The 23,740-nt window shown below is 37.7% G+C and carries 21 protein-coding genes; 16 read left to right on the plus strand and 5 right to left on the minus strand.

Annotation, left to right across the window (positions count from 1 at the left end; genetic code table 11):
- From ACE38V_RS08015 to pntB, 10 genes are all read left to right on the plus strand, one after another.
- Entirely contained in the window at positions 1-786 is a 786-nt protein-coding gene (locus ACE38V_RS08015) for a dihydroorotate dehydrogenase electron transfer subunit (RefSeq protein ID WP_375840691.1), read from the plus strand.
- Positions 783-1,727, plus strand: coding sequence for a dihydroorotate dehydrogenase (locus ACE38V_RS08020; RefSeq protein WP_375840692.1), 945 nt, complete (start codon positions 783-785; stop codon positions 1,725-1,727). The genes ACE38V_RS08015 and ACE38V_RS08020 overlap by 4 nt, the downstream gene beginning before the upstream one ends.
- The gene (gene allB, locus ACE38V_RS08025) at positions 1,705-3,105 is read left to right on the plus strand and encodes an allantoinase AllB (RefSeq protein ID WP_375840693.1); all 1,401 of its coding nucleotides are present in this window, start codon (positions 1,705-1,707) and stop codon (positions 3,103-3,105) included. The genes ACE38V_RS08020 and allB overlap by 23 nt, the downstream gene beginning before the upstream one ends.
- A 1-nt stretch (position 3,106) precedes the next feature.
- Entirely contained in the window at positions 3,107-3,286 is a 180-nt protein-coding gene (locus ACE38V_RS08030) for a hypothetical protein (RefSeq protein WP_375840694.1), read from the plus strand.
- A gap of 718 nt (positions 3,287-4,004) precedes the next feature.
- Positions 4,005-4,238, plus strand: a complete 234-nt coding sequence (locus ACE38V_RS08035) for a DUF896 domain-containing protein (RefSeq protein WP_375840695.1) — start codon at positions 4,005-4,007, stop codon at positions 4,236-4,238.
- 767 nt (positions 4,239-5,005) lie between these two features.
- Positions 5,006-5,566 carry a TetR/AcrR family transcriptional regulator C-terminal domain-containing protein gene (locus ACE38V_RS08040; RefSeq protein ID WP_375840696.1) on the plus strand — a complete coding sequence of 187 codons (561 nt, stop codon included), beginning with the start codon at positions 5,006-5,008 and terminating at the stop codon, positions 5,564-5,566.
- 134 nt (positions 5,567-5,700) lie between these two features.
- Positions 5,701-6,732, plus strand: coding sequence for a hypothetical protein (locus ACE38V_RS08045; protein WP_375840697.1), 1,032 nt, complete (start codon positions 5,701-5,703; stop codon positions 6,730-6,732).
- Between the two features lie 92 nt (positions 6,733-6,824).
- A complete protein-coding gene (locus ACE38V_RS08050) occupies positions 6,825-7,595 on the plus strand; it encodes an SDR family NAD(P)-dependent oxidoreductase (RefSeq protein WP_375840698.1) in 771 nt (256 codons plus the stop codon).
- 167 nt (positions 7,596-7,762) lie between these two features.
- Positions 7,763-9,301, plus strand: a complete 1,539-nt coding sequence (locus tag ACE38V_RS08055) for a Re/Si-specific NAD(P)(+) transhydrogenase subunit alpha (RefSeq protein WP_375840699.1) — start codon at positions 7,763-7,765, stop codon at positions 9,299-9,301.
- 13 nt (positions 9,302-9,314) lie between these two features.
- Complete coding sequence (gene pntB, locus ACE38V_RS08060; protein WP_375840700.1) at positions 9,315-10,706, plus strand: Re/Si-specific NAD(P)(+) transhydrogenase subunit beta; 1,392 nt, start codon at positions 9,315-9,317, stop codon at positions 10,704-10,706.
- Between the two features lie 141 nt (positions 10,707-10,847).
- Here the strand turns inward: pntB and ACE38V_RS08065 are convergent, their stop codons facing one another.
- From ACE38V_RS08065 to ACE38V_RS08080, 4 genes are all read right to left on the minus strand, one after another.
- Positions 10,848-11,837, minus strand: a complete 990-nt coding sequence (locus ACE38V_RS08065; RefSeq protein ID WP_375840701.1) for an aliphatic sulfonate ABC transporter substrate-binding protein — start codon at positions 11,835-11,837, stop codon at positions 10,848-10,850.
- Positions 11,838-11,872: 35 nt separating this feature from the next.
- On the minus strand, positions 11,873-13,204 hold the full coding sequence (locus ACE38V_RS08070; RefSeq protein ID WP_375840702.1) for an LLM class flavin-dependent oxidoreductase: 1,332 nt from the start codon (positions 13,202-13,204) through the stop codon (positions 11,873-11,875).
- A 77-nt stretch (positions 13,205-13,281) separates the two neighbouring features.
- A complete protein-coding gene (locus ACE38V_RS08075) occupies positions 13,282-14,124 on the minus strand; it encodes an ABC transporter permease (protein WP_375840703.1) in 843 nt (280 codons plus the stop codon).
- 12 nt (positions 14,125-14,136) lie between these two features.
- A complete protein-coding gene (locus ACE38V_RS08080) occupies positions 14,137-14,907 on the minus strand; it encodes an ABC transporter ATP-binding protein (protein WP_375840704.1) in 771 nt (256 codons plus the stop codon).
- Between the two features lie 1,031 nt (positions 14,908-15,938).
- On the opposite strand from ACE38V_RS08080, the gene ACE38V_RS08085 reads away from it, so the two are divergent.
- Together ACE38V_RS08085 and ACE38V_RS08090 are read left to right on the plus strand one after the other, a co-directional pair.
- Positions 15,939-17,966 (plus strand): hydantoinase/oxoprolinase family protein, encoded by a 2,028-nt coding sequence (locus ACE38V_RS08085; RefSeq protein ID WP_375840705.1) that lies wholly within the window; start codon positions 15,939-15,941, stop codon positions 17,964-17,966.
- Between the two features lie 17 nt (positions 17,967-17,983).
- Positions 17,984-19,954 (plus strand): hydantoinase B/oxoprolinase family protein, encoded by a 1,971-nt coding sequence (locus ACE38V_RS08090; RefSeq protein ID WP_375840706.1) that lies wholly within the window; start codon positions 17,984-17,986, stop codon positions 19,952-19,954.
- Between the two features lie 168 nt (positions 19,955-20,122).
- Here the strand turns inward: ACE38V_RS08090 and ACE38V_RS08095 are convergent, their stop codons facing one another.
- A complete protein-coding gene (locus ACE38V_RS08095) occupies positions 20,123-20,563 on the minus strand; it encodes a DUF6376 family protein (RefSeq protein ID WP_375840707.1) in 441 nt (146 codons plus the stop codon).
- A gap of 969 nt (positions 20,564-21,532) precedes the next feature.
- On the opposite strand from ACE38V_RS08095, the gene ACE38V_RS08100 reads away from it, so the two are divergent.
- The 4 genes from ACE38V_RS08100 (at position 21,533) to ACE38V_RS08115 (ending at position 23,580) form a co-directional block, all read left to right on the plus strand.
- Positions 21,533-21,739 carry a helix-turn-helix transcriptional regulator gene (locus ACE38V_RS08100; protein WP_375840708.1) on the plus strand — a complete coding sequence of 69 codons (207 nt, stop codon included), beginning with the start codon at positions 21,533-21,535 and terminating at the stop codon, positions 21,737-21,739.
- A gap of 51 nt (positions 21,740-21,790) precedes the next feature.
- Entirely contained in the window at positions 21,791-22,168 is a 378-nt protein-coding gene (locus ACE38V_RS08105; protein ID WP_375840709.1) for a permease, read from the plus strand.
- Positions 22,169-22,410: 242 nt separating this feature from the next.
- Positions 22,411-22,734, plus strand: coding sequence for a TetR-like C-terminal domain-containing protein (locus ACE38V_RS08110; protein ID WP_375840710.1), 324 nt, complete (start codon positions 22,411-22,413; stop codon positions 22,732-22,734).
- Positions 22,735-23,022: 288 nt separating this feature from the next.
- Complete coding sequence (locus tag ACE38V_RS08115; RefSeq protein WP_375840711.1) at positions 23,023-23,580, plus strand: hypothetical protein; 558 nt, start codon at positions 23,023-23,025, stop codon at positions 23,578-23,580.
- The last annotated feature ends 160 nt before the right edge of the window (positions 23,581-23,740 follow it).

Here is a 23,740-nt window from a genome sequence, read left to right on the forward strand (position 1 = left end):
ATGAATTTAACAAACGCAGAGATTCTCTCCAATCAACCAATCAGCGAGAGATATTGTCATATGGAAATTGCAATAACCGGCTGGAGTGTAGCCGACGTGAAGCCGGGGCAGTTTTTCCACATTCGGACGATTGATGCTTATTCTCCTTTGCTAAGACGCCCATTCAGCATTTACCGAATTAATGAAGAAGATAATACATTGGAATTTCTTTATCTAGTCAAAGGAGTAGGTACAAAGGTAATGGCTAAAAGAATGCCAAAAGAACACTTGGATATCTTCGGTCCGCTTGGAAATACCTTTACATTCCGTGAGGGATCAAGCGGTATCTTGTTAATTGCCAGAGGTGTTGGAATTGCAACTCTTTCCGCTCTCGCATTTGATGCAGGCAAAAAAGGTATTCCCTGTTATGCAATTTTAAGTGCCAGAACAAAGGATGACATTTTAATAGAAAAAGAACTGACTGCCGCTGGAATCAAGACATTTCCTGTGACCGATGAGGATGGCTCAAGCGATCCTCTTCTTGTACGAAAGCTGGCAGAGGAAATCATTAAAATGCAGCAAATTGATTCTGTCTATACCTGCGGCTCAAGGAGGTTAGCGATTCTAACGAAAGACATTGGAGAACAACATCAGTTATTTGCAGAAATTGCTCTTGAGGAAAACATGGGTTGTGCGATGGGAGCATGCTATGCATGTGTTTGCGATATTCAGGATGAAGATGAAATTCGCTCGATTCGAGTTTGCCAGGAAGGGCCTGTTTTACCATTGAAGAAGGTGATTTTATGAGAAATTTAGCAGTGTCAATTGGAAGTCTTTCATTGAAAAATCCTATTATGCCTGCTTCTGGAACATTTGGGGAGGAAATGGAAAAAATTATTGATTTTAATCAACTTGGTGCCCTTCTGCCGAAAAGCATTACAAAAGAAGTAAGGGGAGGGAACCCCACTCCCCGTATTTGTGAAACAACGGGGGGGATGATTAATTCAATAGGGATCCAAAGTAAAGGATATGATTATTACCAGAGGGTCACCGTCCCTTTTTATTCACGATTTTCCAGCCCGCTTATATCTAGTATTTCAGCAGATAGCATAGATGAATTTGAAGAAATGAGTGAGAAAATTGCTTCAATGGATGCCGTTGCAGCCCTCGAACTGAATATTTCCTGCCCTAATTTGAAAAATAACGGGCTTGCGTTTGGAATGGATGAGAATGTTACTCATAAGCTGGTCAAAAAGGTTCGTCAGGTCACAGATAAACCGATCATCGCGAAATTATCTCCAAATGTTACGAATATTGGGGTAGTGGCAGCGGCTGCAGAAGCAGGTGGAGCGGACGCACTTACGGTAGCAAATACTTTAATTGCCATGTCGATTGATGTTCATACAAGAAGACCGAAGATTGGAAATGTCATAGGGGGAATTTCAGGTCCGTCAATTAAGCCCATTGTAGTTCGCTTGATTCACCAGGTGTATCAGGCTTCGTCTATACCAATCATTGGTTGTGGGGGAGTGATGAATGGAGAAGATGCCATTGAAATGATGCTAGCAGGAGCAACAGCAGTTCAAGTGGGTACAGCCAATTTTGTTCAACCGACCGCCATGTTAACGATTTTAAAGGAAATTAAGGACTATATGGAGCACTATGATATTGTCGATATAAAGGAATTAATCGGTCAAGTGAAAATTGAATCAAGGAGTGATGAAAATGGTATGGGATCATGTCATTAAAAATGGGTATATTTATTCGGGAACTGATTTTGTTAAAGGGAATCTTTATATTAAGGATGGGAAAATCGCAGCGATTTCAGAAAATGAGCTGGAAGGTGAAACTTTAAAAACAACGGATGCAAACGAACAATATGTGCTTCCAGGCTTTATTGATACACATATACATTCAAGGGATCCAGGAGCGACATATAAAGAAGATTTTTATTATAGCACACAAGCTGCTGCTGCCGGTGGGATTACATCTGTGTTTGAGATGCCAAATACGAATCCGCCCATTAATAATGTAGAAAATCTGCAAAAACAGGTCGGAAATCTTTCTCCTAAAGCACATGTTGACTTTGGTATTTGGGGAATTTGTCTTGGGGATTTGAACATGAAGGATCTTCTTCCGCTTCACGAGGCAGGTGTCATTGGATTTAAGTTTTTCTGGGGCTATGCAATTAACAGTAAAACTTTCCAGCTTATGTATAACTATAAGGATGGGGAGGAAGAAGTTATTCCGCCACTACCGGACGGCGAGGTATATGATATTTTTCAGGAAGTGGCAAAAACGGGCCAAACCCTTGCCATTCATGCTGAAAACAATGAATTGATTCAGAGACTTACGAAAAAGGTTGAAGAATCCGGAAGACGTGATTATGAGGCACTGCTTCAATGCAGACCGAATCTTGCAGAGAAATTGACGATTCAGACGGGTATTGCCATGGCGAAAAAGACCGGAACCCGGCTCCATATTCTTCACATCAGTTCGGAGGAAGGCGTGCAGGCCGTTCGGCAGGCGCAGAAAGAAGGATATCCGATTACAGGAGAAACCTGCCCACATTTTCTCTTTTTAAGCAATGAGGATTATGAAACGGTTGGGCCGCAAATGAAAGTGTACCCTCCAGTAAAATATAAGAAGGACCAAGAGGAGCTTTGGCAGGGTATTCAGGATGGAACAATTAGTATTGTTTGTTCCGATCATGCCCCTCATACAGAAGAAGAAAAGGATGGTGACTTATGGTCCATTCCTGCAGGGATGTGCGGGGTAGAAACACTTGCTCCGCTTCTGCTAAATGCGGTGAGTGAGGGGAAAATTACACTTAACCGAGCTTGTGAATTGCTTTCAGAGAATCCAGCTAAGCAGTTTGGGGTCTATCCGCAAAAAGGTTCTCTTGCAGTTGGAACTGATGCGGATATCACGATTGTGGACATGAACAAAGAGATGGTGATTAAAAGGGAGAATCTTCATAGTAAGAGCAAGGTAACGGCGTTTGATCAGTTTCCTGTTAAAGGGGTGCCTACTGCCACAATTGTGCGGGGAATTACGGTAATGGAAGAGGGCCAAATTGTTTCAAAACCGATTGGGCAAATAATAAAATCAGGGAAGGTGGATTAATATGGCGGAAAAAGTGGAAAAGGTAAAGCGGTTATCAGAATTATATGATCTTATTCAATATTATTATGAAAATCGCGATCGGCCTGTAAATGATAGTGGTGATTTCTTCCAAAAGGTTAAGGAGTGTTGTGACGTTCTTGATTTGGATTTTGAGGTATTTAAAAGGGAATTTAAGTTATAAGGTTTCAATGTTTTTTGTGGGAGAGGGCGAAGAGTCAAGGACCGGGATGTTTTTGTAACGGGTTCCGTTTCCTACCTTAAACATTGAAAATGTAATGTAAATTGGCTATCAATTTGTATCTGAATTTAAAGATATGGTTTTAAGAAATAATTTTTAAAAAAGGTATTCCAAAATGGCAACGGGCTCACTATAGATGTGTTCCAACAAATAAATCACAAATGAAAACGCATTAGGAATCACATTGAATTCTAATGCGTTTTCATTTGTTATAATGGTTCTGGTGCAAATACTTGAAGAAAATATAAAAAAGCAAAAGATTTCTAGTGATCCCTGGTCTTAAGCAACTAGTCCAAACAGTTGATGGATGAATTCTTTTTGATTGTGGAGAGACTTCTCCCTTGACCGAAAAAATGTTTTTTTTCAATTAATCACAGGTTAAATTCACCCGTATCGGAGGAAAGGGAGCCTCCATCATTTGACAATTTGATTTTGTGATTGAAATCAAGCGTTTTTTTCGTTAAAGTGACCATATAAAGAATCCTTTCTGTGTGTTTTTGTGTGGTTACTTAAACTTTAACAGGAATGGATTCTTTTTTGTATTAATTTAGTGCAGAATCAAAACGGCCAAGATAGCCTAGAGAACTGGAATTTAAGGTTGATTCTTAAATAACTATGAATAGATCGGGATTTATTATGTTTGATTAAAAGGAGTTAAAGAATGATATCCAAAGAAAAATTGGCAAGAATTAATGCCCTCGCTAAAAAATCGAAAGAATCAGGTTTATCGATTGAAGAGGATAAGGAACAATCCTTATTAAGAAGTGAATACCTAAAGGCCTTTCGATCTTCCATGAAAAACACATTAAAGAACGTCACAGTTCTAGATCCAAACGGGGAAGATGTAACTCCTAATAAAATAAAAGAATTAAGAAACAAAAAAAATCTGCATTAATAACTAACTCTCCCATTGAGTTGGTTGATTATGTGGATTTTTTTTCGCTGTTTTGTTTGCAGTATGGAAAAGAAATCTCAAGGGTTAATATGAAAATTCTAATACGTATCAATTATTTTTTTGCTGCTATGTAATAAAATGGAGGGAAAAAATGGGTCTACACCAAAACATGGTTTTGACCCTACAAAAAAGATGATAGATATTTTTGCTTATCGCAGCAAAAGTATTGCTTATACAATTCGTTTGCACACTATTGATAACTTATTAGCCTTAAATTAACAAAAGAAGGGAATGTCATATTAGAAAAAATGGTTTATGACTATTGTGATTCTAATATATACTTTAGACATTCTTTATTTCCTTATAGAAAGAAGCAACATTACAATTTTATCCTTTTTATTAAGCTTTATATTGATTCCGATCCTTTGCTATTCTTGTCTAACCTTATTGTATCTGGCTAAAGAGAAAAAGCTGATGCAAATGCTTGGTAAAAATATGATTATTCAGGGGTTTACTATTTCATTATCTATTTGATAATTTCTAGAAAAAAATTTTTTGAAATGATTATTCATTACACAAACATGCTTCTAATTCTCAAATGAAAATAAATAATTTGTCAGTATATACCAGTTTCTCTTCGTTATTATTTATCTTTTTCAAGTCTATATTATTACAGCCTTATTAACGTTAGGGAGATATAAAAACATTTTCATTCTGTGTTATCATATTGATAGAGAATATTTAGTAAATGGTGTGGGGGGAGTCACATGGCTAATGCTAAAATGACCGAAACTGCTATAGCAAATGCGATGAAAAAGCTTATGAAAGTCAAGCCTTTTAGCGATATTTCAGTAAATGACATTATTAAGGAATGTGACGTCAGCAGAAAAACCTTCTATTATCATTTTCGAGATAAATACGATGTGATCAATTGGATATTTAATACAGATGTAGTAGATAGCATACTTGAAAGCACAACTTTGAACAACTGGGCTGATGGCTCCTTAAAGCTGTGCCGCTATATTTATGAGAATCGAACCTATTATACTAATGTCGTTAATATAGTAGGACAGAATAGTTTTATTGAATATCTGAAAAATTTAACACGTTTACAGGTTGAAAAATTATCTACACAGGCATGTGGACATCTTAAGATTGATAAAGATGATAAGGATTTCATGATTGAGTTTTTTTATAATGCCTTTGTTGCGGTTTTTACAACGTGGATAAAAAGTGGAATGAAGGATACGCCAGAATTAATAGTAAAAAGGTGGAAGGCAATAGCTGATAAAAGCTTGGAGAATTATGTTAAAATAATGGCAAAATAGTCATTGATCATATAGGTAACAAAAGAGACTGTTTGTATCGTTTTTACACAAACAGTCTCTTTTGTGTATGTAATAGTTTTCATATTTTTTGTAATATTAATTATATAATAATAATTAATGAGAGGGGTATATTTATGAAAAAATATAAAGTTATTATTTGGGGTCTTGGCAATGTAGGAAGAGCAGCCTTACGTATGTGTATGGAGAAAGAATCTCTTGAGCTTGTGGGTGTTCTAGATGTTGATCCTAACAAAGTTGGAAAGGATGCAGGAGAAATCTTTGATTTTGGCAGAGCAGGAGTACTTGTATCCAATGATATGGATAAAGTATTCTCTATGGATGCAGATGTTATCCTAAACTATACTCCTCTTATAAGAGATGAAAAGGGTGAATTTACTCCCAGTGCCATGAGTATAATAAAGGCTCTTGGATACAAGAAAAATGTTATTACAACTATTCCATTATACTATTCGCATGTTACAACACCTGAACTGTTTAAGCTGATTGACGATGCTGCAAAGGAAAATGGAGTAACATATCTTCCTTCAGGCCTACTTCCCGGTGCATATGCAAGTTATATCCCAATGGTTATGAGCGGTATTATGGGCAGGGTGGATAAAATTGTTGTTGAGAGTGGCGAAGATGATCAGCATAACTTCTCAAGTTGGGTTAAAGTATTTGGTTATGGAATGGATCCGAAGATATTTCCAAATGAGAAACTGAAAGCAGGAATCGTTTCTTACTATAGTTCTGGCGTGTATGAGATGGGAGATGTGCTCGGCTTTAAGTTCACAGAACTTCGAACAAGCCATGAAGTATTCACAGCTCCTATTGATCTGCATCCAATCTTTGGTGAGGTTAAGGCAGGAACGATTTGTGGGCATAGGTTTGAAATGACAGGTGTAGTTAATGGAGAGGAAAAGGTTACTCTTAGATACGTTCATAAGATTTGTGATGATAAAGTAAAAGAGCCTAGAATAAGTGATAAGATTCATATTGAGGGATGTCCAAGTTCATTAGACATCGAAATTCAGGGCATGATGCCTTTAGACGAGAGTTATGTAACTAGTGCAGCACCTACGGTTAACATCATTCCTTCAGTTGTAAATGCAGCACCAGGATTTAAACAAGCAATGGAGTTAGCGGTTGTAAGACCAATTCATTAATAACAGGTACTTAACAGAGTCTATCAAAGTAATAAAAATTAATTCTTATAATAGCCTATTAGATGCTGATAAATTGAGGGGGTAACAATGTTATGAAGTATCAATTCGATTTTACTGATAAGATAGTGCTAATTACGGGCGCAAGCCGGGGAATAGGGAGAGCGATTGCAGAAGGATTTTCTTCATTGGGAGCAATTAGCCTTTTGGTAGGACGTAATGTTGAAAAACTGAATGAAACAGAAGCAGCTATCCTAGAGCAGGGTGGAAAATGCATTAAAATTCAGGCAGATATAAACGTCGTTTCTCAAGTTGATACCATGATTAATAACATAAAACGCGATTTTAATAGGGTAGATATTTTGATCAACAATGCCGGTGTCGGACATCGAATCCCATCTATCGATGTAACTGAGGAGCAATGGAAAACAGTACTAGATACAAATTTGAATACACCATTTTTCCTTAGCACAAAGATAGCAAAGGAATTTATGATTCCACAAAAATGTGGCAAAATTGTTAATACTGCTTCCATGGGTGGCTTTTCAGGAATACCAATGTCTGCAGCTTATAGCTCAAGCAAGGGAGGAATACTTCAGATGACTCGTTCTCTTGCTGCAGAGTGGGCAAAATATAATATTCAGGTTAATTGTATTTGTCCACATTATACGAAAACAGACCTTATACAAGAAGCTATGTCAAACGAAGATTGGATACGTTTGGTGGCTAGTAGAACACCAATTGGCAGACTTGCTGAACCCGAAGAAACAGTTGGTGCAGCTTTATTCCTTGCTTCCCATATGGCAAGCTATATTACAGGTACGTATATTCAAATTGATGGTGGTTGCTATGGTGGTGGATTTTAAGTTAATGGTCAGAAATATCCTACTGAGATAGTGGAATAATTGACTATTGGACCTCTTTTTGAATGTGGTTATATGAATAATCTCACATTTTTATTGTTTTTTTCATCTCTTGTAGAATCAATTCAATTGGTAAATTTATGGCTTTACAAGCAGGAAGGAGAATGAGCATGAGAATTGGTATTCCAAAAGAAAGCGTTGGTGGAGAAACCCGCGTTGCTGCAACTCCTAAAACCGTCGAGCAATTAAGAAAACTAGGCTTAGATGTTGCAGTTGAGTTTGGAGCAGGTGAGCAAGCCAGCTTTACCGATGAACTGTATATCATCGCAGGAGCTAATGTTGTAAACGCAGCCGATGTTTGGCAATCAGATTTGATCTACAAAGTAAATCCTCCAAACGAGGAGGAAATCGCGAAAGTAAATGATGGAACAACCTTGGTTAGCTTCTTATATCCAGCACAGAATTCAGACTTGGTTAGTAGGCTTTCTCAAAAAAATATTAATGTGCTGGCGATGGATATGGTACCAAGAATTTCCCGCGCCCAGTCAATGGATGCATTATCCTCAATGGCTAATATCGGCGGATATAGAGCTGTAGTGGAAGCAGCTCATCATTTCGGACGTTTTTTTACCGGGCAGATAACTGCAGCTGGTAAAGTACCGCCAGCTAAGGTTTTGGTAATTGGTGCAGGGGTAGCAGGACTAGCTGCAATAGGAACCGCCAGATCGCTTGGAGCCATTGTGCGGGCATTTGACACTCGTCTTGAAGTAGCAGAACAAATAGAATCTATGGGAGGAGAATTTTTAAAGCTAAGCTTTGATGGTGATGAAGATAGCTCTACTTCTGGCGGCTACGCAAAGGTAATGTCGGATGAGTTTATTAAAGCGGAAATGGAATTATTTGCTGAACAAGCAAAAGATGTAGATATCATTATTACAACCGCACTTATTCCTGGGAAACCGGCACCAAGGTTAATTTCCAAAGCCATGGTTGACAGCATGAAACCAGGATCAGTGATCGTTGATATGGCAGCTTCTACAGGTGGTAACTGTGAATATACGGTTCCAGGTGAATTGTTTGTTACTAATTCCGGAGTTAGAGTTATAGGCTATAATGATCTTCCTGGGCGTTTACCAACCCAATCCTCGGAAATGTATGCAACAAATCTGGTGAATTTAACCAAACTGCTTTGTAAAGATAAAGATGGTAATATTAATATTGATTTTGAAGACGTCATATTGCGCAACATGAGTGTAATAAATAATGGAAACGTAACCTTTCCTCCACCTGCAATCAATGTGTCTGCGACACCAGTAAAAAAAGAAGCCGATCAAACCGAAGCACCAGTTAAAGTCCAGAAAAAGCCTTCAAAACTAAAATACGTGATCGGTGCAGCGGCTATCGTGCTGTTTGGATGGATCGGTCAAGTAACACCTCCAGAGTTTTTGTCCCATTTTACCGTTTTTGTTCTTGCTTGTGTAGTAGGCTATTATGTTGTTTGGAATGTAACACATTCTCTGCATACCCCCCTAATGTCCGTTACGAATGCTATCTCCGGAATTATCCTGGTGGGGGCATTATTACAGATCAGCAGTACAATCCTTACAGTTAAGATAATATCTTTTATTGGTATATTGATAGCGTCAATTAATATTTTTGGAGGTTTTACTGTAACCCAACGTATGTTAAAGATGTTTAACAAGGAGTAGGGAGGTGGTCTGCATGTCAAATGGTTTAATTACAGCAGCATACATTATTGCAGCAATACTATTTATTCTAAGTCTGGCAGGTTTATCAAAACAGGAAACTGCCAGAAATGGTAACAAGTTTGGGATAATTGGAATGGCAATTGCATTGATTGCCACGATTGTAAGTCTCAATGTCCAGAGTATAGTCTACATTTTGGTTGCAATGCTGTTAGGCGGCCTGATCGGAGTTCGTTTGGCTTTAAAGGTAGAAATGACTGAGATGCCTGAATTGGTTGCGATTCTGCACAGCTTTGTAGGCTTGGCAGCAGTTTTGGTTGGCTATAATAGCTTTATCAGAATTTACACAGATGCTCATTCCTATGCAAATGGGGCAATCTTAAATATTGAATTGACTGAAATATTTCTTGGAGTTTTAATTGGGGCAGTAACTTTTACCGGATCTGTTGTCGCTTTTGGTAAGCTTCATGGTTTAATTAATTCTAAAGCAATTTCTTTGCCAGGCAAGAATAAGCTTAACCTGTTTGCTCTTCTAGCATCTATTGTACTTATGTTCTTATTTATCCATGCAGGAGGTTCATTGCTCTACCTTGCCATTATGACGGCAATTGCTTTAGTTTTTGGTTGGCATTTGGTTGCATCAATAGGCGGAGCAGATATGCCAGTTGTCATCTCCATGTTAAACTCCTATTCCGGATGGGCAGCAGCCGCAGCTGGATTTATGCTTTCAAATGACCTGTTAATTGTAACTGGAGCTTTAGTTGGCTCTTCTGGGGCCATTTTATCATACATCATGTGCAAGGCGATGAACAGATCATTTATTTCCGTTATTGCCGGAGGATTTGGCAATGCAGGAGTTAGTGTGGGAGACTCAGAAGAAAAGGGTGAATACCGTGAGATGATTCCGGAAGAAGTTGCGGAAATTTTAAAACAATCCAGTTCTGTTATTATCACTCCAGGTTATGGCATGGCTGTGGCTCAGGCTCAATATCCGGTAGCTGAAATTACAAAAAAACTTCGTGACATGGGTATAAAAGTTCGCTTTGCTATTCACCCAGTGGCAGGCCGTCTGCCAGGCCATATGAATGTACTTTTAGCGGAAGCAAAAGTGCCATATGACATTGTTTTAGAAATGGATGAGATTAATGATGATTTTCCTGAAACAGACACCGTACTTGTAATCGGGGCTAATGATACGGTAAATCCTTCTGCTCAAGAAAATCCATCCAGTCCGATTGCTGGTATGCCAGTACTTGAAGTATGGAAAGCACATAATGTAATCGTATTAAAGCGTTCAATGAGAACCGGTTATGCTGGAGTACAAAACCCGCTATTTTTCAAAGATAATACATACATGTGCTTCGGTGACGCTAAAGCTACGGTACAGGCAATACTAAATTCAATTTAATTCATGTTTTCTTCATATTGTATTGCTGAGAATACAAACCATTTTAAAGAGGCTCGCCGTGTGTTAATGTTTTGCCCGTGAACGACAAAAAAAAGAGATGGCTTTCCATCTCTTTTAAATTTTTTAATATAAAGTTTCCTGTTACTTTAATGCTTTTTCAACAAATTTATTATCGATTATTTTAGAGATATCGATTTTTTTATCGATTACTTTTTTCGCATATAAAAAGTTTGCTTGTTCCTGCTGTGCTTTTGCAAACTCTTTCGTTGTCGGGGAGAGAATAGGATCTGATTTCTCAATTACTTTACGAATAATTTTTTGATCTATCCCTTGAGACGCAGCTAATTCCTTTGATACTGAATCAATATTTGCAATGTACGATTTACTTGCATTATGATATGCCTTTAAGAACAGTACAGTATAATTGGGATGCTCCTCGGTGAATTTTGTTCTTGCAACAATAAATCCCGGTGATAATGCATTCAAATCCTCTGAGGTTAGAATTGGTACTGCGCCTAATTGATAGATCGCTGTTGTCAAATAGGATTCCCATATTGCCCATGCATCAATGGAACCGTTCTCAAATGCTGGACGTGCTTCGTCCGGCTGCAAAGGAACGATTTCAACATCTTTATCCGTAAGTCCATTTTTGTCCAAAGCTGTATATAAAAAATTGTAAGAACCGCTCCCTTGTGCGACAGCTATTTTCTTACCCTTTAAATCTTTTAAACTTTTAAAGGATGATCCCTTATTAACCAAAATGCCATAATTTTTCTTTCCGTCACCCGTCACCCCAATGGCACGAAAATCAATTCCTCCGGCCTGACCCGAAATAAGAGGAGTCGCCCCGGTAGCACCAAAATCAAGTCTGCCTGATGCAATCGCTTCAAATTCCGGAGGACCGCTGGTAAACTCGTTCCATTTTATCTCCACATTTTCTTTTTCAAATGCCTTTTCAAAAATTTTCTTCTCTTTTGCGTATTGCAGGACGCCAACCTGACCTTGAATTCCGATGTTTATGGTGGTTTTTCCCTTTGATTTATTCCCGGCGTTTGCTTTCTGATCCACTCCGCAGGCACTTAAAGCCATGACTATCAATAATATAAGTACTCCCATAATACTTTTTTTCATTTTATTAAACCCTTTCTTTTTATCCTTCAAAAAGTTTATACAGACAGAAATTGATTACTCGGTATTGTCAATCCAAAATGTTCTCTTAAGGTATCTCCGGTATATTCGGTTCTAAACAGGCCTCTTCTTTGCAATTCAGGAATGACCAGTTGAACAAAACGCTCAAAATCATGATTCATCACCTGAGGCATGATATTAAAACCATCAGCCGCTCCATTTAAAAACCAATATTCTAGGACATCCGCAATTTTTTTAGGTGTAGCGGCAATGGTATAATGGCCTCTGCCGCCTCCTAAGCGAATCAACACTTGTCTGAGCGTAAGGTTCTCTCTTTGCGCCAATTCAACGATTAGCTGTGTGCGGCTCTTATGGCCTTGAATCTCATCAAGCTCCGGCAGCTCCGGAAATGGTTCATCCAGAGGTGCTGAAGTTAAATCCACTCCAACTCGATTGGATAATTTCAGAAGGCTGTGATCAAAATTGATTAATTCCTGCATCTTACTTTCTCTTTCGATAGCCTCCTCTTCGGTTTCTCCAATAATAGGGCAAATGCCCGGTAAAATTTTGACTTGCTCCGGATTTCTTCCATTATTAATGACCCTTTGTTTTATATCCTGGTAGAAGGCTCTTGCATCTTTAAATGATTGCTGAGCTGTAAAGATCGCTTCAGCATATATTGCGGCAAATTCCTTACCATTCTCCGATGTCCCGGCTTGGACAAGCACCGGCCTTTTTTGAGGGGACCTCGGGATATTTAAAGGCCCGCGGACTTGAAAAAATTCTCCTTTATGATTGATTTCATGCACTTTTTGGCTGTCAGCAAATACCCCGGTTTCTTTATTTGCCAGGATGGCATTATCCTCCCAGCTGTCCCACAGCTTTACAGCCACTTCTAAAAATTCCTTTGCCCTTTGATAGCGTCGGGCATGATTTGGAATCTGCTCCAAGTTAAAATTCTGTGCTTCCTCGTCCGTTCCTGAAGTGATGATATTCCATCCGGCCCGCCCGTTGCTCAAGAAATCAAGTGATGAAAATCTTCTGGCGACATTGTACGGTTCATTAAAACTTGTTGAAACCGTTCCTATTAATCCAATCTTTTCTGTTACTGCCGCCAGACCCGATAATAGTGTTGTCGGTTCAAAGAAACCTGTAGCACCATTTTTTACTGATTGTGGCGAGGTTGAGGTTCGATCTGCTAAGAAGATCGCATCCATTTTGGCGTTTTCAGCTTTTTTTGCCAGTTCCGCATAATACGAAAAGTTCTTTGCTTTTTCAACAGGGGCATCCGGATAACGCCAGGATGACTCATGGTGACCCAAAACACTTAAAAATAAATTGAGACTCATTTTACGTTCTTTGTTGCCCATTAATAAATTCCCTCCAATTTAAAAAAATTTATTGTTACTATTTCAAATAACAAGTATGTAGTTTGAAATAGCTACAGCTAACCCTGAAAGCTATCACGCCATTTAAGTAATCTTTTTTCTAAATAACGAATAAGCGAATCTGTAACTTTACCGAATAAGGCAAAAATAATGATCCCAACAAAAATGACATCCGTTCTTGAAAATGTTCTTGCATTCACGATCATGTATCCAACCCCTTCGCTTGATCCCATCAGTTCTGCTCCGACAAGGGCAACCCAAGCGGCACCTAACGAAAGGCGAATACCAAGCAGAATATTCGGCATTGCTGACGGAATGATCAGCTTTGTGATTTGTTTCCATTTACTAAACTCAAGAACCTTTGCCACATCTAAAAGTTTCGCATCCACTCCCCGGATCCCTAAAAAGGTATTAACATAAATGGGAAAGAAAGCCGCTTTGGCAATTAAAAGCGTTTTAGAAAATTCACCAAAGCCAAACCATAAAATAAATAACGGCAGAACAGCCAAGGTCGGTATAGTTCTAATCATTTGCAAAGTCGAATCCAATGACTGTTCAACTTTATGAAAAAAGCCGACAAGAATCCCGGCGGTCAAGGCGATAAAACCTCCAACGAAAAACCCGCTCATTGAACGGCGAAGACTTACTAGAAAGTGCCGCAATAATTCTCCATTCATTGATAACTCAATAAATCTTCGAAACACAGTATCTGGGCGCGGTAATAAAGTTTCAGACACCAGACCGGCCAGTCCGGAAAGCTCCCAAATGAATAGAATGATAATAGGTAGTCTGATTTTCCGAAGAAATTGCATGTATTTAATCTGTTTTTTTCCTTGCCAAAAGCTGACCCGTTTCTTGGGATTCAAATGTACAGGCAGCAAGACTTCTTTTGTTTTACTCAAGTCATTCCCCTCCTATATTCCGGCACTATTTACTAACTCAAGTTCATCTACCTTTTCAAACTTATTTAAGAGCAAATGCCTTATTTCTTGAAAGGAAGATGAAGATTTTTTTCTCGGAAAAGGAAGGTCTACAGGGAATATTTCTCTAATGGTTCCGGGTTTGGAACTCATAATAATCACCTTCTTTGCGAGATAAATCGCTTCATCAATATCATGTGTAACAAATAGCATCGTCGTACGATTTTCCTGCCAAATATCAAGGAGAACCTCCTGCATATGAGACCGAGTAAAAGCATCTAATGCTCCAAACGGTTCATCCAGTAACAATACCTTTGGATTTCTCAATAAGGCTCTTGCAATTGCCACTCTTTGTGCCATTCCTCCCGAGAGTTCCTTCGGGTAGGCAGCTTCAAAGCATTCCAAGCGAATCAGTTTAATTAACCGTTCTACTTCTTTTTTTATTTCCGCTTTTTTAAGCGGAAGATCTGAGGCGATATTTTTTTCCACAGTCATCCAAGGAAACAGCCGTGGCTCCTGAAAAATAAATCCTTTATCAATCGAAGGTGCCTTTACTTCACTTCCATCCAAAAATATTTCTCCATCAAAATTTGTATCCAGCCCGGCTATTGCTTTAAGCAAAGTGCTTTTGCCACATCCACTCGGGCCAATAATGGTAATAAATTCACCCTCCTTGCATTGAAAACTAACATCCTGTAATGCCTGCACTTTACCTTTTGTAGTATCAAATGTTTTTTGCCGAATACTAACCTTTAACAATGGCATGTCATCACCCCTTCATAAAATCGTATTAAAAAAATAAAAGCTCCTATACTTGGTAAACAAGTCTAGGAGCCTCCTGTGGCCTGGTCGGCAATTTATTCATAAGGAAATATAAATATTATCACTGTTACTAAATTTAAAATCCATTTTAATCCCATTATTCCTAGCTGTCAACAGAGATTTAAATAAAATTAATTTAGTTGACACTTATCATTAAGAATTTTACAATGATTAAAATATATTATTCATATCGAAATAAAGTTTCGTTTATTTCTTGTCTACTGGACAACCAGTGATGCTTTCTTAGTTGAGGATGGATTACCGGTTGTCTTTCTTTATTGGTAGAATTTAAAATGGAGGGCAGGTTCATCTTTGAAGGAACCAGTGATCACAATTCTCCATTTGTTGTCTTTTAAAAAAAATTATCAAATCCTGATATCCTTGGTATGCACGGTATCAGGATTTAATTTGAGACAGCCTTTAGCTGCTTAAATTATTTGGACATTGCTGCTGTTTTATTAAACAGTATCTTTGCTGAGTTTTAATTAATTACCAGTTCTCTGAAAGTACGATTAATAATCGTTAGTTTACACAAAGGAAAATCGAAAGGAAATCTGTTAACATCTAAGATATCAATAAAAGAGCAGAATTTTTTCTGACGAGTTAAAATATTTTAAAATAGCTATTGAATTATTCAGAAAATTCTTATAAAATTAAGATTAACTTCATTTGGTTCGCCTTTTCAGCGGAAGTAGTGAAGGAATTTTTATAAAAATCAAAATAATATTTGACTGTTAAGTTTCCACTCCCAGCCTTAGCCGGCTGGTTTAAATGGATTTTAAAGCCAGTCCATACCACTATTGTGTGTATTTGGGCTGGCTTTTTATTTTTAGAATAATATAAGAAAAGGAGGGGTGGAAAGTATAAAATAGTACGACTTTAAAGTAAGTATTTATTTAATCCTAGCAATTTGGAACGGTTGTAATCTGTTAAAAAATAAATTAAGAATTATCGAAAATAGGGAGGTTACAATATTGAAACCTATTAGACTTGCTATTGATGTTGGCGGAACATTCACAGACGTGTTTGTTTTTGATGAAGATACTAGGAGTATTTCGGTCACTAAAACTTCTTCTACCCCATCCAATCCAGAGCAGGGAATATTAGATGGAATAGAAAAAGCCAAGATAAAGGGCGGCGACATTAAGGTCTTTTCTCATGGTACCACCGTTGGTACCAATGCATTAATTGAAAGAAAACTTCCCAAGACTGCCCTAGTTACAACAAAAGGATTCCGAGATGTCCCAGAGATCCGCCGCGGAACAAAACTAGATTTATGGGATGCTTATAAGGATAACGCAAAACCATATATTCAACGCCGAGACCGATTTGAAATTAATGAAAGGATTGATTTTAACGGAAATATTTTAACCCCGGTTGACCTAAATGAAGTTCGTCAACTTGCCCAAAAATTGAAAAAGCGTGGAACTGAATCTATTGCTGTTTGCTTCATGAATGCATATGTAAATGGTGAAAATGAAAAAATAGTGAAAGAAATCCTTCAAGAAGAATTGCCAAATGTTTACGTTTGTGCCTCAAGTGAAGTTTTACCAGAAATCTTTGAGCATGAGCGAATGAGTACAACCATTGTAAATGCGGTTTTAGGGCCGATTATTAGTAAATATATCAGTACATTAGAAGGAGAGATGGAACAAAAAGGTTATGAGGATGATATTCTTGTACTCCATTCTGGCGGTGGAGTGATGACTTCCAGCACTGTCCCTCGTTATGCGGCAAGGATTGCGAGCTCCGGTATTGCTGCCGGTGCAATTGCCAGTAAACACATAGCAAAGCTATGCGGATTTAATAACGCCATCGGCCTTGATATGGGAGGAACGAGTACTGATATCTCTCTCATGTACGATGGTGATATAAGAATCACAAAGGATTGGTATATCGAATATGGCTACCCAATTGGTTTTCCAAGTATTGAAATCTTAACGATAGGTGCAGGCGGCGGTAGTATTGCTTGGAAGGATGAGGGAGGTTCACTGCGTAATGGTCCGCAAAGTGCAGGTGCTGTCCCGGGACCAGCTTGTTACATGCGCGGCGGCGTGGAGCCTACTAACTCTGATGCCAATTTAGTGCTCGGAAGACTTGGGGCAAATCTATTAGATGGAAGCATGCATTTGAATCAAGAGAGAGCCGAACAAGCTGTTAATAAAATTGCGGAAGAGTTTCATTATTCAACTGTTGAGGCGGCCGACGCCATAATCGAATTAGCTAATGCTAATATGTGTGATGCATTAAGATTGATTTCGGTAAGACGCGGCTATGATCCAAGAGAATTTGCCCTAGTTGCCTTCGGCGGGGCTGGTCCATTACACGGGGCTTATTTAGCAAAAGAAATGGAAATCCCGACTGTCATCGTTCCACCCCACCCAGGTGTAGCTGCAGCCATGGGATGTTTGCTGGTTGATGTACGCCACGATTTATCGAAAACATACGTGAGAAAATTTGATGAGGTTTCATCAGAAGAATTAGATTTGGAATTTTCCGCATTGGAAAAAGAGGCAGAAAAGCTGCTAGATGATGAAGGGGTAGCAAAGGACAATGCTACACTAATGCGTTATATCGAAATGCGATATAGCGGTCAGTGGAGATCTTTAGCAATACCAATTAGTTCAAAAACTCCTTCTTTATTAGAGACATTAGAAGCTTTCCATCAGGAGCATGAACGTGAATATGCATTTTCTAATCGAAATCAGTCGGTTGAAATATATGGTTTACAATTAACGGCAATCGGAACAGTCCCAAAGCCGGAGTTTCCTAAATATGGTCCATCAGGAAGTTTAGAAGATGCCCTTAAAGAGATTAGAGAAGTTTACTTTGAAAACGAATTTGTTCCAACTAAAGTATATGATCGTGAAAAAATTCCTGTTACTTCTGAAATACATGGCCCTGCTATCGTCGAGCAGCTTGATGCAACAACAGTAATTCCGCCAGAGTATACTGCCGTTGTGGATGAGTATAAAAATATCATTATAACTGTTAACAAATAAGGAAGAGGTGAGAGACCATGAGCAATATTCAAACGGCTAATATGAATAGGTTAGATCCTGTTACATTTGAGGTTTTAAAAAATGGATTTGTTAACCTTGTAGACCAAATGGCAGAACAAATCTTAAGAACCTGCTATTCCTTTGTTATTTACAGTAGAGATTTTAGCTGTGCCCTTTGTGATGCAGAAGGGAATACCGTGATGCAAGGAACACAGGACATTTCTGTACATGTTGGGACATTACATTTAACAGCGAAGGCTGTGTTAGAGGATTTTAAAGATGATATCCACCCTGGGGATGTCTTCCTTGTCAATGACCCGTACCGCGGGGGAACCCATTTTAATGACACCCGGGTTATTTTACCTGTTTTTTATGAAGGAAAAATGATCGCTCTAATGCAAACGAATGGTCACTGGGCAGATATGGGCGGTTCCACACCGGGGTCTTTCGATATTACCGCAAAAGAACACTATGGTGAAGGAGTTCGGATACCGCCGGTTAGGATTTACAGCAAGGGAGCTTATTTAAAAGATGTAGTAAATGTATTGGCAGCCAATATGCGGATTCCAGAGGAGCGAATCGGCGATTTACGTGCCCAAGTTGAGGCTGCAAAGGTCGGGCAGACTCAGTTGATGGGTATCGTCAATAAATATGGAATTGAAACGACCTTGATCGCATTTGAAGAAGTGCAGAATTATGTTGAAAGGCTAGCAAAATCGAAAATTGCTTCCTTGGAAAAGGGGACGTGGGAGACAGTTGACTACATTGACATGGATCCGGAACTAGGGGACGGACTTATTCCAATCCGTGTAAAAATGACTATTTCTGACGATGAGATTTTGTATGATTTGGCTGGCTCACATGACTATATCGGCTGTTTCTTAAATGCTGGGTTTGGTGCTTCATTATCTGCTGTCTATGCGGGAACCAAAACCTTTTTCCCGGAAATCCCTTTAAATTCAGGTTTTTATCGCGTGGTTAAAGTGAAACTGCCTGAAAATTCCGTTGTAAATGCTCCAGCACCTATCGCTGTAACTGGTTTTTGTTCTGGCGCATATGAAAAAATTATGAATGCATGCTTTGAATTATGGTCAAATATTTTGCCGAAAAGAGCAATCGCATGTTCATTTAACCTTGAGTATTTATTAATTGGCGGATGGGATCAAAGAATGGAACAAAAACATTACTTTATGTGGTATGACTGGATGGCGGGAGGTCATGGCGGCCGTTCAGGACTAGACGGTGCTAATTCAACCTCGCCGGTGTTTGGCGTAGGCTTAAGCGTACAACCATGTGAAGGGCAGGAAAGACTGTCGCCGGTCATTACGACAAAGCATGAAATTATTACTGATTCAGGCGGACCCGGAAAATACCGCGGTGGGTGCGGAGTTGAGAAAGGGGGCGTTCTAACCAAATTAAATAACTCGGTTATGTCCTATTGCTGTGATCGTGCGCGATCTGTAACGTGGGGGATATTTGGAGGACTGCCTTCTTCACCACATGGGGCATGGTTAAATCCTGGACGAGAAAATGAACAATATTTAGGCGCTATTTTTTCAAACGTAAAGGTAAATAGCGGTGATTCATTTACAAGACCATCAGCAGGAGGCGGTGGTTTAGGAGATCCTCTTGAAAGAAATCCAGAAGATGTCCTGGAAGATGTGATTGATGAATACGTTTCGATTGAAAGAGCAAAAAAAGATTATGGAGTCATAATAAACGAAATTGACAGAGACCTGGATCTATTTGAAATTGATTACGAAGAAACAAATGCAGAAAGGGATCAAATCAGAAGAGAACGGAAGCTTTGGTTAGAGGTTGATCCAAAGCTGGTTGAAGAGAAATACCTTAATGGTCAAATCGATAAGTTAGATGTCATCCGCAGGTATGGCGTGATTATGGATTATGGAACCAATAATGTACTACTCAATTCGACAGCACAATATAGAGAATCTATGAAAAAACGTTCACTTGCTTTTTGGGAGTAAGGTTATAAGGCTGACTCATAAATACTGTTTTTTAAATCTAAAATGGTATTTCATGCGAGTCAGCCTTTTTTACCTGACGATATTCCAAAGATGGATTTAGTTTTTAGGGAATATAGTGCCTCCTTTAAACGTTCTTTTATTTAGGTTTGATAAAGAAAAAGACTCCTTTTATTGACCAAGGTTTTCAATTCTATTTAATAAATTTGTTAATTCAGTAATCGTTGTAAATATTTCTGAGTTTTCTAACTTATCTAACGTCAAATTTCCGCTTTGTAACACTTTATTTATTTCATCAAGTAAGAGTTCATTTTTTGCAACTAATTCTTGATGGATGTCTTTTGCTACAGAAGGGACATCATTGATTTGAATAAAATCCTCGATATCCTGCTTAAGGGTCACTAATTTTGTTTCTAGTTCTTTCTTGATCTCTAAATCATTTGCAGCATTCTCGATCAATTGAGGAGCTTCTTCTGCAAAGGTATTCAATTTATTAATATGATCAGTCGTTTGATTTACATAGTCAATTGAATTATTAACTTCACCTAGAAATGAGCATGCGCTTAGTATCAATGAGACCGCAATGATAAGAAAAAAATGTATTTTTTTCATGCCAGACTCCTTTCTTAAATTAACTTTTCATTTGTGATACGTATTAAATCAAGAAAGGTTTCATTTCTTTAAACGGCGCTATATCAAAACCAATTTGATGATCCGATACGTGGACGCACCCGAGCAGCATTTATTAACGGGATTTCGTTTTATGTTATTTTGTTATTAGGATTACCTCTTTTGAATAGAAAGTGAGTTATTAGAGAAAATAGGTATTTCAATGTAAAAAGTGAAAAAATGTCCAGTATCTAGTAATAGGCCTGATTTTTGGGTAGTGGTTCTTTCCTTTATCCCTACATCAAATCAAATAGATACCATATATTCATAGCGTGAACATACATACAAAAGTAAAGACACCTATCACAGAACCATATTGCTGAAGATGGACAACGAAAAAAGAGCATAAATTATGCTCTTCAATATTATGAGTTATTCAATGGTGTTCTCCATTAATTTCTTTTATCGTTAGTCCTTGATTCTCTTTCATTTCTTTTATCTCTGCTAACCAAACCTACATATGCTGAAAATGAATCCATTTTGATCGATCTTTTATTAAAATGGATTCTTCTTATTTATTGTAAAATATGGGTTTTCAAGGTTTTTTTTGATCAAACTTTATTTCAAAGCTACAAATTGTTGTGGATTTGATGTCTCTATAAAAAATATATGGTTCTTAGAAAAAAATAATCGTTCCTTAAATAAAAATAACGTTCCCAATCCGAGGGTTTTTCCGATACTTTTCCCGGCAGACCTTCGGATTTTTTTGTGCCAAATTCGGTGGTAGTCCAATCGTGAACCAACCCCATTTTCAACTTCTTTTTCTATTGTATGTCGCTGTTCTTTTCCTATTCATACGAACTTCCTTTATTACTGTACTAAAATTGGTACAGTTTTTTTACTTTTGTAAAGTAAACTTGACGTAAAGGTAACTTTACAATATGATGAAAATACACAGAGGTGGTGAGTGGGTTGAAGAATAAAGTTTCGGAGTTAAGGAAGAAACATGGTTTTTCACAAGATAGATTAGCTGAAAAATTAGGGGTTTCCAGGCAAACGATTATTTCGATTGAAAAGGGGAAATACAACCCTTCTCTTCCTTTGGCAATGATTATGGCTGAATTATTTGAAACAAATGTGGAAAGTATTTTCATTTTGGAGGAAGAGGACTATAAATAAGGATTCGAGGGAGATTGAAAGAAATACATTACTTGATAAGGGGGAAGTAACATGGGCAATTCAAGGGTTCTTTTTATCGTTTTTGGTATTTTGTTTTCTGTGATGTCTGCGTTTACGATATTTGTTGGAATAATGGCGAAATCTGCACCTGCACCCATGGCTTATATGACACTTGCTATGGCTGTTATGAGTTTTTGTTTAGCCTATCTGTACCCTCAATTTAAACAAAAGGATGAACGGATGAGGCTCATCAGGCAAAAAGGCATGTTCGCTTCTTTTGTTGCTATGATGATTTATTTAATCATCTTAAATATTGGAATACAGCTAGATTTCTTTATTTTAACAGCAAATGAACTCATTCAAATCCTTACAGTATTAATGATAAGTACCTTATTTATTTCCTTTGTTGTCTACTCGAAAATTTATTAATTAGGGATGTTCGGAAAGAGTGAAAAATAGGATTGGTTAAGGAGTTGTTGGCATCCTTTTCCTTACGAGTAAAAAAAATGATACCAAAAGACCAACTATAATTGTTGAATAAAGATTCCAGATTTAAACGACTTTATTGTAACTTATTTGAGCTGTGATTCTATAATTAATACAAAAACGGTTATAAACAAAGAGAACTGGATGAAAAACAAAATAAGAAAAGCGAGGAGATGATTAATAAAATGATCTCTGAAATTAATAACAAAATTAAAGATGATAATCTTCTTAAAGAGATGAATGAACTTACTAAACTGATTTCAGAATCTAATGAGCTGGTAAACAAACAATTAGACCATTTGAATAAAGAAATTCTTATCGATAAAATTGACCAATTGGAAACCAAACCCGATGTCGACAAGGAATTAAATGCCCAATTCATGGCCTCTGCTTTTATTGGCATTGTGAAGTGGTGGATCCGTCATCAGATGCCGCAGTCCTCGGAATATATGGCTATTCAGGTCAAGAAATTATTTGAAAAAAATGAGGTTTTATCAAATTATCATTAAAATGAACTGCCTGCTTTTTCTTAATGGGGTCCTTTCCTGAAAACGCAGTTTTAGGCAAAAAAAAACTGGCTTTTTTCATGTCGAATTTTGCTTAGCGTATGTTTTCCACGTTTCGTTGGTGGGACCCCTTTAAAGAAAATTGGATATCTGTGTTAGAGTTTCGAAGAGTTTGTGAAGGTTTGTACTTAAAGTAACGTAGCAGTTTAGTACAGTAAGAAGGAAAAATTATAGTCCTACTCGAATAAATAGGAAATATGTGAAAATTCCTATTTTTTCGAGGTGTATTTAATGAATATTCAATTTGCTAAATTATTAGGTGAAAAAATATTTATAGATAGAGAGGAAAAATTTAAAAATGCTGATGTAGTGCTCTTTCACCCAGGGCACTTTCCTGAATTAAATGGACATATTGTCAGACTATACGAAGAAGAGCCATTTAAGAAAATAATGATACCGAATGTGCATAATAAATTTCTAAATGAAGATGAATTTTCCTACCATAAAAAGTTACTTATGAAATTAGGAATACCTGAAAATATCCTTTTTCCAATTAGAGGAGAAGCAGAATCTGCAAATGATGTAATAAGAAATGCAATGTCTCAAATAGATTATAAAACAGATAAAAATATACTCTTAGCAGGAAAGACATTTTTTATGAGCAGATTTTTATTAATTGCTTCTGCATATGCGAAGGATGATGTGGTTTTAGACGTACTTCCATTAGAAGATAATCGTGGATTGAATAAAGAAAATTGGTATTTATCAGACGGTGGGAGGAAACGAGTGATAAATGAATATCATATGATTTCTCAATTTTTGAATAAAAACAGTCAAGAGATATTTTGAAGTCTAAAATTTGTTCAACTAAAGGGTGCGTTCGTATTATAAGGTTAACCAGTTTTTACTGGTTGACCCTTTTTTAATAGAATCTATTATATCAGTAGCCAGGGTAGGACGTACGGGTGCGTGGGACAAAGATCCCGTCAACTAAACTGTCCGCCCCCTA

It is taken from the genome of Cytobacillus sp. Hz8 (assembly GCF_042263505.1).
Lineage (GTDB): Bacteria > Bacillota > Bacilli > Bacillales > Cytobacillaceae > Bacillus_BE.